Below are 13,061 nucleotides of genomic sequence, written 5' to 3' on the forward strand. Positions count from 1 at the left end.
TCCGAGACCAGCCGCCCCGGCGGCTCTATAACGATTACGACAAAAAGGCGCTCGCCACTGCAGTGCCCTCCCCGAGATGCTTTTCAACTCGTATCCCTTCATTTTTGTCTATTTCCCGCTGGTCCTGATCGGGTTCTTCCTGATCGGCAAACGCAACGCCCGCGCCGCCGCCGGCTTCCTCGGACTGGCCTCGCTGTTCTTCTACGGTTGGTGGAGCGTGCAGGCCCTGCCGCTGCTGCTGGGTTCCATCTGCGTCAACTACTGGTTCGGCCTGCAGCTGACGCCCGCGCCGGGGCGCGACGACCGCAAGCGCAAGACGCTGCTGATCGCCTCGCTGGTGATCAACCTGGGCGTGCTGGCCGTCTTCAAGTACGCCAACTTCTTCCTGGAGAACGTCGACGCCGGGCTGGTCGCCGCGGGTCTCACGCCGATCGATCTGGTGCACATCGTGCTACCGATCGGCATCTCGTTTTATACCTTCACGCAGATCGCCTTCCTGGTCGACTGCTGGCAGGGCAAGGTGCACGAGCGCAGCTTCATTCACTACATGCTGTTCGTCACCTACTTCCCGCACCTGATCGCGGGCCCGGTGCTGCACCACGCGCAGATGATGCCGCAGTTCAACAGCCCGGCGACCTACAGGTTCAACGCCAGCAACGTGGCGCTCGGGCTGGGCATCTTCGTCTTCGGCCTGGCCAAGAAGATGCTGATCGCTGACCCGCTCGGGCAGTACGCCGACATGATGTTCAAGGGCGTACACGAGGGCGTGCTGCCCTCCCTGTACACCGCGTGGTTCGGTGTGCTGGCCTACACACTGCAGATCTATTTCGACTTCTCGGGCTACTCCGACATGGCGGTCGGCCTGTCACTGTGCCTGGGCGTGCAACTGCCACTCAATTTCCGCTCGCCCTACAAGTCGACCAACATGATCGAGTTCTGGCGTCGCTGGCACATCTCGCTGTCGACCTTCCTGCGCGACTACCTCTACGTGCCACTCGGCGGCAATCGCAAGGGGCCGGCGCGCCGCTACATCAACCTTTTCCTGACCATGCTGCTCGGCGGCCTGTGGCACGGTGCCGCTTGGACCTTCGTGATCTGGGGCGCGCTGCACGGCGCCTACCTGATGGTCAATCACTTCTGGAACGCCAAGGTGCGCCGCGGCAACACCAAGACCACCTGGTACGGTCGCATGGCCGGCTGGTTCATCACCTTCCTGTGCGTGATGATCGCCTGGGTCGTGTTCCGCGCCGACAGCATGACAGCCGCCATCGAGATCTACAAGGGGATGCTCGGCCTGCACGGCGCCCCCGTGTCGGCCTTCGGCGAGTTCCGCGTCCCGTTCCGCAAGCCCGAATTTTTCCAGACCATCCTCGTGGGCCTCGTGATCTGCCTGGCGCTGCCGCCGACGATCACCCTCGACCGCTGGATTCCGAACGTCGCCGGCCTGGCCGGACGACCCCGCCTGCAGCGCCTGGCCACGTGGGTCACCGGACTGGGCTGCGTCTATCTTTTCGGTCTGTGCGTGTCGAAGTTCGGCAGCTACAGCCCGTTCCTCTATTTCCAGTTCTGACATGGAAGACACGAAATCGGCCAAGGTCTGGCTCCGCATCTTCGCCGCCGGCTACCTGGCGTGCTGCACCCTGCTGGTCGTCAGCCTCTTCACGCCCATTCCGTACGGCGACCTGACCCGCATCGGCCGCATCTCGGAGCAAGAGTTCGGCTGGCACGCACCGCCCCCCCCGATCCCTGACGCCAACGTCAAGACGTGGCCGATCCGGGAGTCCGACATCCTGGTGATCGGCGACAGCTTCTCGGTGCGCTACGTCTGGCAATCGGTGCTCGTGGGCGCCGGCTACAAGCTCACCACCACGCACTGGGACAACACCGGCCCGCTGTGCGAGGACTTCGCGAGCTGGCTCGAAAAGTCCGGCTTCAAGGGCAAGGTCGTCATCGTCGAAAGCATCGAGCGCCTGCTCGAAGACCGCATCGAGAAGTCCGCGGCCTGCAAGACCATGAAGCACGCCTTCAAGTCAACCCCGCCACCCGGTGAGAATCCATCCAAACCGCCCCCCGGCTTCCAGCTCAACTGGGACGCCCAATTGCTCAGCGGCTGGTTCACTTATCACAACACCCGCGCCATCCTGCGCTCCGACAGCTGGACCAACACCCCTGAGCACTGGGGCCCGCTGATCGACGCGCGCAAGGTGCCCGACGGCTGCAAGCAGTTCAGCCACCGCGCGTGCGACAAGCTGCTGGTGACCGCCGAAGACCGTGTCAACGCCCCGTTATCGGTCGAGTCGGCACGCTTCATGAAGCGCTTCGAGAGCAGCGCCGCCCCCTACAAGGTGGTGTGGATGGTCGTGCCCAACAAGAGCACCGTCTATTTGCAACAAAACCATGCCGACGCGTTCAGGGCCGAATTCAACCCGCAAAATATCGGGCCGGACCTGTTCGATCTTGCGGAGAAAAACCGCTTCAAGATGACGGATCTCTTCCCCGCGAACGAGACACACGTCTCGACCCAGGGTTACATTCTTTTCGGCCAGCGTATGCTGGAGGCTGTGCGTGAGGTGCTGCCGGCACCAATTGCAAAATCGCAATGAGCTCGAACCTGATCTGAAAAGCCGATACGCGTGATCCTCTACGAGTACCCCTTCAACGAGCGCACCCGCACCTACCTGCGGCTGGAGCACCTCTTCCGCCGGCTCGGTGAACTGGTGCCCTCCGAGTCGCCGTTGTCCCATCACTACGCCCTGGTCACGATCTTCGAGATCATGGACGTGGCCGCACGGGCCGACCTCAAGGCCGACGTCCTGCGCGACCTTGACAAGCACAAGAACGTGTTCAACGGCTACCGGGGCAATCCGGCCATCGCCGAAGCCGTGCTCGACCAGGTCGTCGGCCAGCTCGAGCGCAACTTCACCACGTTGAACGGCGTGGCGGGCAAGGCCGGCCAGGCGCTGACGGAAAACGAGTGGCTCATGAGCATCCGCAGCCGCGCCGGCATTCCGGGCGGCACCTGCGAGTTCGACCTGCCCGCCTATTTCGCCTGGCAACACCGCCCGGCCGCCAGCCGCCGCGCCGACCTCGAACGCTGGTCCAACACCCTGTCTCCGCTGGCTTCGTCGATCTACCTGCTGCTCAAGCTGCTGCGCGACGCCGACGTGCCTTACAAGGTAATCGCCACCCAGGGCCAGTTCCAGCAGAACCTGCCGCAGGGCCGCAGCTTCCAGCTGCTGCGCCTGCGCATCGACCCGAAGCTGGGCCTCATCCCCGAAATCAGCGGCAACCGTCTCATGGTGTCCGTGCGCCTCATGCAGCACGACAAGGACGACCGCCTGCATCAAAGCTCGGACGACGCGCCTTTCGAGCTGACCCTCTGCGCATGACCGAGGTGAACGACAAGGGCGAGCGGATCGTCCGTTGCCCCACGTGCGGCGGCGACAGCATCTGCGCGCCGAGCAACGCCTACCGGCCGTTTTGCAGCGCGCGCTGCAAGGGCATCGACCTGGGGGCCTGGGCCAGCGAAGAGTTCCGGATGCCGGCCGAGGCTCCCCCCGACGACGATCCTTTCGGAGACCCGAAGGTCCAATAAACGGCCTGCGCGGGGCTACTTGCCGCTCGCGCTCTCGTCCAGCAGCGCCGGGTCCATGTAGGTCGCAAAGCTGCGCGCATAGCGCGGACGAAGGTGACCGATGTCCTTGTACGCCGGCGAACCGTCGTCCGGCATGCTGCGGATGCACTGGCCCTCGGCACACAGGCTGGCGAACGGCTCAATCACCTGCGCGCCATTGGCTTCGGCCACCTGCTTCAGCCGCGCATTGAACTGTGCCTGGTCTTCGGGCAACGGGGCCTTGCCTTGGTCGCTGACGTGCATCCTGCCCAACCGGCTGCCCTCGATCTGCTTGAGCGGATCGAAATCCATACCGACCGGATTGCCGAGCACCAGGTAGACGTTCTTGTCCGCCGATGACAGACGCTTCAACACCTCGCCCAGTGACTGGAGCGCCAGATCGACGCCGTCGCCGTTCAGGAACGGATGCACGACCTTCTTGTCATCGACGAAATAGTTCACCGCAGGTCCGACGCCGGTGAAGTAGCAGCTCCAGCAGGCCCCGAGCACCACCGAATCGATGTCCGGCTTGAGCGCCAGGTCGAGCACGGCCGCGCGCCGTTCGTCGCAGGCCGTGTCGGCACCGCTGAACAGGCCCGGTACCGGCGGGCACGAACCCTTGGTCGCAAAGTACACCGTGCGGGCCTTGTCGGGCTGCGTGCGCACCAATTCGAGTGCGCGCGGCGCATATTGCTCGACGTGGCTGTCGCCGATCAGCAGCACGTTGTGCTTGCCGTTGCCGGTGCGGTAGACGAACTGGCCATCAAGCGCAGACTCCTCGAAGCCCCCGTAGTAGTTGTCTTCGCGCGTCGCGTCGGCCACGGCCTGCAGCGCCTGGCTGTCGTGGCGCGGTTGCGGCGTACCCAGGAACACCACCACGCCGACCAGCGCCAGCGCCGCACCGCCGGCGGCCAACCCGCGCAGCATGCCCTGCGAGAGGTGCAGCTTGACAAAGCGCTCCACAAAACGGTACGTGACCCAGGCTAGGACGACCGAAGCCACCACCATCGCGATGCGCACCTGCAGCGAAGGCTCGCCGCCCGTGACGATGCGCGCATACGAAAGCAGCGGCCAGTGCCACAGGTACAACGGGTAGCTGATCAGGCCGATCCACACCATCACACGGTTCGACAGCAGGTGCTTGTTCAGCAGGCCGTTCGGACCCGCGGCGATGCAGCTCACCGCGCCGAGCACCGGCAACAGCGCCCACCAGCCGGGAAATGCCTTGGTGCTGCGCGTCATGAAAAGGCCCAGCACGATCAGGCCCAGGCCGACCACCGACTGCACGTGCTTCAGCATCGGCCGCGCATCCGCCGATGTCGACGTCGGCTGGAGGCGCATGACCGCCAGCAGGCCGCCGGCCATCAGCTCCCACGCGCGCGACAGCGGCGAATAGAACGCCGCGGCGCGGTACGGCTGTACCGTGAGCACGTTGACCAGGAAGGAAATGATGGCCACCGCCAGCGTCACCCGCAGGATCGGCCAGCGCTTGCGCCAGGCCAGCCCCAGCAGCAGCGGCCAGAAAATGTAGAACTGCTCCTCGATCCCCAGCGACCACAGGTGCAACAGCGGCTTGGTCTCCGCCGTGGCATCGAAGTACCCCGCTTCGCCGAGGAACACCAGGTTGGCGAAGAAAGCAGCCCCGCCGGTGGTCTGCTTGCCCAGTTGAGAGAACTCCCCGGGCAGCAGCACGTACCAGCCGAACGCCAGCGTAGCGAGCAGCACCAGCAGCAGCGCGGGAAAGATGCGCCGGATGCGCCGCGCGTAGAAGTCGCTGTAGGTGAAGTCGGCGGCAGCGAGACTCTGGAGAAGGATGGTCGTGATCAGGAAGCCCGAAATCACGAAGAAGACGTCGACCCCGATGAAGCCGCCGGGCAGCAGGCTCGGAAAGGCGTGATACGCCAGCACCGAGCCCACTGCGATGGCGCGCAGGCCGTCAATGTCCGGGCGGTACTTGGGATGCATCGTCGGTACGGCGGGCTCGCTCAGCGCGCCGGCTGCTGCGCGGCGACCGGTGCGCTGCGCACCGTGCGGTCAAAATAGCTCGCCTCTTCCCGGGTATAGCGCGGACGCAGGTGGTCAGCGTCCTTGTACGCGGGTGCGCCGTCGGGCAGCGTGCGCAGGCACTGGTCGTTCTTGCACAGCACCGCCATGGCATCGATCGGTTCCGCCCCGCTCGCCTGCGCGATGGCGCGCAGCCGGTCGTTGAGCTGCTTCTGGTCGGCCGGCAGCTGCGTGGTCGGGGTCGAGGACATGGCCTCCATGTGCGTCAAGCGACTGCCTTCGATCAGCCGCTTGGGCGTGAACTCCGGGCCGCCGGGGTTGTCGAGCAGCAGGTAGACCTTCTTTTGCCGCGCGAGTTCGCGCAACGTGAACTCCATCGAAGCCAGGGAACGCTCGATGCCGTCACCGTTCTGGAACGGATGGCGCTTGTTGTCGACGTCGCGGAAGTAGTAGTCCAACGCGCCTTGACCGATGAAATAGCAGTTCCAGCAACCGCCGATCACCACCGAGTCGACCTCGGGGCCCATGGCGTAGGCCAGCATGGCATCGCGCCGTTCGGCGCAGCCGATGTTCTTGTCTGCATGCACGCCTGGCACGGCCGGGCAAGCGCCCTGGGTCACGAACCAGGCCGACTTGTCCGGCATCGACGACGTGCGGGCCAGTTCCATCACGCGCGGTGCGTACTGCTGCACGTGGCTGTCACCCAGGAACAGCACGCGCTTCGGGCCACCGCCGACCTTGTAGACCAGCTGCTCGCCGATCTGATCGAGCTTGAAGCCCTCGTAGTAGTCGGCGTCCAGCGTGGCGTTGGCCACGACTTGCAACCGGGCGCTGTTGTTTCGCGGCTCCGGCACACCGAGAAAGATCGCGAAACCCGCGGCGGCCACCAACACCATGCCTGCGCCCAGCGCCTTGAGCGTTCCCGCGCCGGGCCGGTTGCGTGCGAAGCGCTCGACGAAGCGGTAGGTCGCCCATGCCAGCAGCACGCTCGCCACCATCGCGACAGCGCGATAGACCGGCGACGGGTGCAGCGGATCGGCTTCCACGATGCGCACGAAGGCCAGCAGCGGCCAGTGCCACAGGTACAACGGGTAGCTGATCAGGCCGATCCACACCATCACACGGTTCGACAGCAGGTACTTGTTCAGCACGCCGTTCGGACCCGCGGCGATGCAGCTCACCGCGCCCAGCGTCGGCAGCAGCGCCCACCACCCCGGGAACGCCTTGTTGCTGCGGATCATCACCAGTCCGAGCACGATCAAGCCCACGCCCAGCACCGACTGCACGTGGCTGCGCCACACATTCGGTGTCGGCGGCCTCAGCCGCATGCAAGCCAGGATGCCGCCGACCATCAGCTCCCAGAAACGGGAGGCCGGCGAATAGAACGACGCTGCGGGCAGCGGATGCACAGTCGTCACGTTGATCAGGAACGAAACCGCCGCCACCGCCAGCACCACGCGCACCATCGGCCAGCCCTTGCGCCAGGCCAACCCCAACAGCAGCGGCCAGAAGATGTAGAACTGCTCCTCGATGCCCAGCGACCACAGGTGCAACAGCGGCTTGGTTTCGGCCGCTGTGTCGAAGTAGCCCGACTCGCTCCAGAACACCAGGTTGGCGACAAAGGCCGAGCCCCCCACGGTCTGCTTGCCGAGCTCCGCGAACTCGTCGGACAGCAGCAGGTACCAGCCCGCGCACAGGGTCGCCAGCAGCACCACGATCAAGGCTGGAAAGATCCGGCGGATGCGCCGTGCGTAAAAGTCGCGGTAGGTGAAGTCGCCCGCCGCGAGGCTTTGCAGGATGATGGTCGTGATCAGGAAGCCCGAGATCACGAAGAAGATGTCGACCCCGATGAAGCCGCCCATCAGCGCAGTCGGGAACGCGTGGTACACCAGCACGGCACCCACCGCAATGGCACGCAGGCCGTCGATATCCGGACGGTACTTGGGATGCATCAATCGGTCAGTGGCCCGGCGCAACGACCGGCGGCGGCACGAACGGCAGACCGCGCTCGTCCGACAACCACTGCAGCACGGGGAATGCGCCCGGCAGCACCGGCGCCACGTCGAGCGGCAGTTGCTGCCAGGCCATGGCCTGGCTTTCGCGCATTTCGAACTCGCCGGTCCAGTCCGTCACCTTGCACCAGTGCAGGCGCACCAGCGCGTGCGGGTAGTCGTGCTCCGTGACCTTCCAGACCTCGGCGCCGCCGATGGTGATGCCCAGTTCTTCCTGCAGCTCGCGGCGCAGGGCTTCCTCGACCGTTTCGCCGGCCTCGATCTTGCCGCCCGGGAACTCCCAGTAGCCCGCATAGGCCTTGCCTTCGGGCCGCGTGGTGAGCAGCAGCGCCTCGTCGGCCAGCCGGATCAGCACGCCGACGGCCACTTCGGTGTGCTTGCGCGCCGATGTCACAGCCTCGCTCACGCGCCGGCCCGCCCTGCGTAGTCGCGCGCGAACTGGTAGGCCACGCGGCCGCTGCGCGAGCCGCGCTCCAGCGCCCACACGAGCGCCTCGGGCCGCGCCGCCGTGATGGCCGCGTCGTCGACGCCGAACGACGAGAGCCACTGGCCCACGATCGTCAGGTATTCGTTCTGGCTGAAGGGATAGAAGCTCACCCAGAGGCCGAAGCGCTCCGACAGCGAAATCTTCTCTTCGATCACCTCGCCCGGATGCACTTCGCCGTCGTCCGTGTGCTTGTACGTGAGGTTGTCCTTCATGTACTCGGGCAGCAGGTGGCGCCGGTTGCTGGTGGCGTAGATGAGCACGTTGGGCGTCGAGGCGGCAATCGATCCGTCGAGGATCGACTTGAGCGCCTTGTAGCCCGGCTCGCCTTCGTCGAAGCTCAGGTCGTCGCTGAAGACGATGAACTTCTCGGGACGCTGCGACACCACCTCGACGATGTCGGGCAGGTCGGTGAGCTCGGCCTTGTCGACCTCGATCAGGCGCAGGCCCTGCGGCGCGTAGGCCTGCAGGCAGGCGCGGATCAGCGACGACTTGCCCGTGCCGCGCGCGCCGGTCAGCAGCACGTTGTTGGCCGGCTTGCCTTCGACGAACTGGCGCGTGTTGCGCTCGATCTTTTCCTTCTGGACGTCGATTTCCCTCAGCGAATCGAGCGCCATCGTGGCCACGTGCTTCACGGGCTCCAGCACGCCATGGCCGGAGCTGCGGCGGCGGTAGCGCCACGCGATGGAGGCGCTCCAGTCGGTCGGCGCGGCCAGCGGCTGCGGCAGGATCGATTCGATGCGGCCGATGAGTTGCTCGGCGCGCTCGATGAGCTTCTGGAACTGCTCGTTCATGACCGGTAATCGGCGTTGATCGTGACGTATTCGTGGCTGAAATCGCAGGTCCACACGGTGTCGCTGGCGGCGCCGCGGCCCAGGCCGATGCGCACGGTGATTTCGCTCAGCTTCATCACGCGCTGGCCGTCTTCCTCGCGGTACGACGGATTGCGTCCGCCCTTCACCGCCACGTGCACGTCATCGAGGAACAGGTCGATGCCGGTCTGGTCGAGGTCGGCAATGCCGGCGTAACCGACGGCCGCCAGGATGCGGCCCAGGTTCGGGTCGCTGGCGAAGAAGGCGGTCTTGACCAGCGGCGAATGCGCCACGGCGTAGGCCACCTGGCGGCACTCGGCCCCGTCCTTGCCGCCGTCGACCTGGATGGTGATGAACTTGGTCGCGCCTTCGCCGTCGCGCACGATGGCCTGCGCCAGCAGGCGGGCCACGTCGCGCATCGCGGCCACGAGCGCCTGGCCGTCGGCCGAGTCGAGCGAGGTGATGGTCGTGTGCGCTGCCTTCTGCGTGGCGATGACCACGAACGAGTCATTGGTCGAGGTGTCGCCGTCGATGGTCACGCGGTTGAACGAGGCGTCGGCCAGCTGCGTGGCCAGCGGCTGGATCAGCGCCGGGTCGATCTTCGCGTCGGTCGCCATGAAGCCGAGCATGGTCGCCATGTTCGGGCGGATCATGCCGGCGCCCTTGCTGATGCCGGTGATGGTGACCGTGGCACCGCCGATCTGCACCTGGCGGCTGAACGCCTTGGGGATCGTGTCGGTGGTCATGATGCCTTCGGCGGCACGGGCCCAGTTGTTTTCCGACGCGTCGGCCAGCGCGGCCGGCAGGCCGGCCTCGATGCGGTCCACGGGCAGCGGCTCCATGATCACGCCGGTCGAGAACGGCAGGATCTGCTCGGGCGCCAGCTCCAGGTGGCGCGCCAGCGCGATGCAGGTGGAGCGCGTGCGCATCAGGCCGTCTTCGCCGGTGCCGGCGTTGGCGTTGCCGGTGTTGATCACCATCGCGCGAATGCCGTAGTTGGCCTTCAGGTGGTCGCGGCAGACCTGCACCGGGGCGGCGCAGAAGCGGTTCTGCGTGAACACGCCGCCGACCGCCGAGCCTTCGTCGATCAGCACGACGGTCAGGTCCTTGCGGTTGGCCTTGCGCACACCGGCTTCGGCCACGCCGATGCGGACGCCGGGCACCGCGAACAGCGCGGCGGGATCGGGAGCGGACAGGTTCACGGGCATGGGATTTCTCTCAATGAAAGGTGCGGGGACTTCAGCTCAGCTCAGCTTGCCGTGGCACTGCTTGTACTTCTTGCCGCTGCCGCAGGGGCAGGGGTCGTTGCGGCCGACGCGCGCAAACGCCGCGGCTTCGGCGCTCAGCGCGCCGGTGCCGACAGCCGCGAGGCGGCGCTGGTTCTCTTCGTCGACGCGCACCTCGACCTCGCCGGTCTCGGTGGGCGCGGTGTAGGTGATGTTCGAGACGTTCTCGCCGCGGCTTTCCATTTCTTCGGCCGCCTGCTCGAGCTGTTCGCCCGACTGCACGCGCACCGTCATGAGCTGGCGCGTGACTTCGTTCTTGACCGAATCGAGCAGCTGGCCGAAGAGCTCGAAGGCCTCGCGCTTGTATTCCTGCTTGGGCTGCTTCTGCGCATAGCCGCGCAGGTGGATGCCCTGGCGCAGGTAGTCGAGCGAGGCCAGGTGTTCGCGCCAGTGGGTGTCGATGCTCTGCAGCAGCACCATGCGCTCGAACTGGGTGAAGTTCTCCTGACCGATCAGCGTGACCTTGGCGTCGAAGCTCTCGTTGGCGTAGGCCACGATCTTCTCGACCACTTCCTCGTCGGAGATGGCATCGGCGGCCTCGACCTGCTGCTTGAGCGGCATGTCGATGCCCCACTCGCTGAACAGGCTCTTCTCGAGGGCGTCGAGGTCCCACTGCTCTTCGACCGATTCGCGCGGCACGTACTGACGCGCGAGGTCGGTGAAGCAGCCTTCGCGCAGCGCGGCGATCTGCGCCGTGAGGTCGGCCGCGTCGAGGATGTCGTTGCGCTGCTGATAGATCACCTTGCGCTGGTCGTTCGACACATCGTCGTACTCGAGCAGCTGCTTGCGGATGTCGAAGTTGCGCGCCTCGACCTTGCGCTGCGCGCTCTCGATGCTGCGCGTGACGATGCCGGCCTCGATGGCTTCGCCGTCGGGCATCTTCAGGCGGTCCATGATCGCCTTCACGCGGTCGCCCGCGAAGATGCGCATCAGCGGATCGTCCAGGCTCAGGTAGAAGCGCGAGGAGCCCGGGTCGCCCTGGCGGCCCGAACGGCCGCGCAGCTGGTTGTCGATGCGGCGCGACTCGTGGCGTTCGGTGGCGATGATGCGCAGGCCGCCCAGCGACTTCACGAACTCGTGGTCCTTGGTCCACTCGGCGCGCACGTGGGCGATGTCGGCCTGCTTGGTGGCTTCGTCGCGGCCTTCGTCGGCCTCGATCGCCTCGATCATCTTCTCGATGTTGCCGCCCAGCACGATGTCGGTACCGCGGCCGGCCATGTTGGTCGCGATGGTGATCATCTTCGTGCGGCCGGCCTGCGCCACGATGTCGGCTTCGCGGGCGTGCTGCTTGGCGTTGAGCACCTGGTGCGGCAGGCCTGCCTTCTCGAGCAGGGCGTCGATGATTTCGGAGTTCTCGATCGACGAGGTGCCCACCAGCACCGGCTGGCCGCGCTCGTAGCACTCACGGATGTCCTGGATCGCCGCCTCGTACTTCTCGCGCGTGGTCTTGTAGACGCGGTCGAGCTGGTCGTCGCGCTTGCTGATGCGGTTCGGCGGAATGATCGTGGTTTCCAGGCCGTAGATTTCCTGGAACTCGTAGGCCTCGGTGTCGGCCGTGCCGGTCATGCCGGCCAGCTTGCCGTACAGGCGGAAGTAGTTCTGGAAGGTGATCGAGGCCAGGGTCTGGTTCTCGGCCTGGATCTCGACGCCTTCCTTGGCTTCCACGGCCTGGTGCAGGCCGTCGCTCCAGCGGCGACCGCTCATGAGGCGGCCGGTGAATTCGTCGACGATGACCACTTCGCCCTGCTGCACCACGTAGTGCTGGTCGCGGTGGTACAGATGGCGGGCACGCAGCGCGGCATTCAGGTGATGCATCAGCGTGATGTTGGCCGGGTCGTACAGCGACGCGCCTTCGGGAATCAGCTTCAGTTCACCCAGGATGCGCTCGGCGTTCTCGTGGCCGTCTTCGGTCAGGAACACCTGGTGGGTCTTTTCGTCGACCGTGAAGTCGCCGGGCACCGTGACGCCTTCGCCCGTGCGCGGATCGGCTTCGCCTTCCTGCTTCTTGAGCAGCGGCACCACCTTGTTGATCGCCAGGTACAGGTCGGTGTGGTCTTCGGCCTGGCCGCTGATGATCAGCGGCGTGCGGGCCTCGTCGATCAGGATGGAGTCCACCTCGTCGACGATCGCGAAGTTCAGGCCGCGCTGCACCCGGTCGCCGGGCTCGTAGACCATGTTGTCGCGCAGGTAGTCGAAGCCGTACTCGTTGTTCGTGCCGTACGTGATGTCGCTGCCGTAGGCGGCCTGCTTCTCTTCGCGTGGCATCTGCGGCAGGTTGATGCCCACCGACAGGCCCAGGAAGTTGTACAGGCGGCCCATCCAGGTCGCGTCGCGGTTGGCCAGGTAGTCGTTCACCGTGACCACGTGCACGCCCTTGCCGGACAGCGCGTTCAGGTACACGGGCAGCGTGGCGGTCAGCGTCTTGCCTTCGCCGGTGCGCATTTCGGAAATCTTGCCGTTGTGCAGCGCCATGCCGCCGAGCAGCTGGACGTCGAAGTGGCGCATCTTCATGACGCGCTTGGAGCCTTCGCGCACGGTGGCGAAGGCTTCGGGCAACAGGTCGTCGAGCGACTCGCCCTTGGCGATGCGGTCCTTGAATTCCTGCGTCTTGGCGCGCAGCGCGTCGTCGCTGAGCTTTTCGAATTCGGGTTCGAGCGCATTGATGCGCGTCACCGTCTTGCGATACTGCTTGAGGAGCCGGTCGTTGCGACTGCCGAAGATCTGGGTCAGGAAGTTGGTTGCCATGGGCGTGGAGAGGGGCGGGCACCTGACACGACAGGCACTGCGACCGGATTCCCTAAGATATGGTGAAAGCAGTTGGGCGCACCTTCTTCGAATGCAAGCTTCGCA

Annotated in this window: 10 protein-coding genes; 4 read left to right on the forward strand and 6 right to left on the reverse strand. The window is 65.7% G+C overall.

Annotated elements, in window-relative coordinates; translation table 11 throughout:
* The first annotated feature begins 76 nt into the window (after positions 1 to 76).
* From AC1RAA_RS14150 to AC1RAA_RS14165, 4 genes are read left to right on the forward strand one after another with little or no spacing between them, the layout of a single operon-like run.
* The gene (locus AC1RAA_RS14150) at positions 77 to 1,570 is read left to right on the forward strand and encodes an MBOAT family O-acyltransferase (protein ID WP_492728646.1); all 1,494 of its coding nucleotides are present in this window, start codon (positions 77 to 79) and stop codon (positions 1,568 to 1,570) included.
* Between the two features lies 1 nt (position 1,571).
* Positions 1,572 to 2,603, forward strand: a complete 1,032-nt coding sequence (locus tag AC1RAA_RS14155) for a hypothetical protein (protein WP_492728644.1) — start codon at positions 1,572 to 1,574, stop codon at positions 2,601 to 2,603.
* A gap of 30 nt (positions 2,604 to 2,633) precedes the next feature.
* Positions 2,634 to 3,389, forward strand: coding sequence for a cell division protein ZapD (gene zapD, locus AC1RAA_RS14160; protein ID WP_492728642.1), 756 nt, complete (start codon positions 2,634 to 2,636; stop codon positions 3,387 to 3,389).
* Positions 3,386 to 3,595, forward strand: coding sequence for a DNA gyrase inhibitor YacG (locus AC1RAA_RS14165; protein ID WP_492728640.1), 210 nt, complete (start codon positions 3,386 to 3,388; stop codon positions 3,593 to 3,595). Before zapD ends, AC1RAA_RS14165 begins: the two co-directional genes overlap by 4 nt.
* Before the next feature lie 15 nt (positions 3,596 to 3,610).
* On the opposite strand, the gene AC1RAA_RS14170 is transcribed toward AC1RAA_RS14165, so the two are convergent.
* From AC1RAA_RS14170 to secA, 6 genes are read right to left on the reverse strand one after another with little or no spacing between them, the layout of a single operon-like run.
* On the reverse strand, positions 3,611 to 5,578 hold the full coding sequence (locus AC1RAA_RS14170) for an acyltransferase family protein (RefSeq protein WP_492728638.1): 1,968 nt from the start codon (positions 5,576 to 5,578) through the stop codon (positions 3,611 to 3,613).
* Between the two features lie 20 nt (positions 5,579 to 5,598).
* On the reverse strand, positions 5,599 to 7,569 hold the full coding sequence (locus tag AC1RAA_RS14175; protein ID WP_492728636.1) for an acyltransferase family protein: 1,971 nt from the start codon (positions 7,567 to 7,569) through the stop codon (positions 5,599 to 5,601).
* A gap of 7 nt (positions 7,570 to 7,576) precedes the next feature.
* A complete protein-coding gene (locus tag AC1RAA_RS14180; RefSeq protein WP_492728634.1) occupies positions 7,577 to 8,035 on the reverse strand; it encodes an NUDIX domain-containing protein in 459 nt (152 codons plus the stop codon).
* A complete protein-coding gene (locus AC1RAA_RS14185; RefSeq protein ID WP_492728631.1) occupies positions 8,032 to 8,907 on the reverse strand; it encodes an ATP-binding protein in 876 nt (291 codons plus the stop codon). The genes AC1RAA_RS14180 and AC1RAA_RS14185 overlap by 4 nt, the downstream gene beginning before the upstream one ends.
* Positions 8,904 to 10,133 (reverse strand): bifunctional glutamate N-acetyltransferase/amino-acid acetyltransferase ArgJ, encoded by a 1,230-nt coding sequence (gene argJ, locus AC1RAA_RS14190; protein WP_492728629.1) that lies wholly within the window; start codon positions 10,131 to 10,133, stop codon positions 8,904 to 8,906. Before argJ ends, AC1RAA_RS14185 begins: the two co-directional genes overlap by 4 nt.
* 36 nt (positions 10,134 to 10,169) lie before the next feature.
* Positions 10,170 to 12,956, reverse strand: coding sequence for a preprotein translocase subunit SecA (secA, locus tag AC1RAA_RS14195; protein WP_492728626.1), 2,787 nt, complete (start codon positions 12,954 to 12,956; stop codon positions 10,170 to 10,172).
* Positions 12,957 to 13,061: the final 105 nt, after the last annotated feature.

The organism is Variovorax sp. GW823-FHT04F07 (assembly GCF_058795995.1).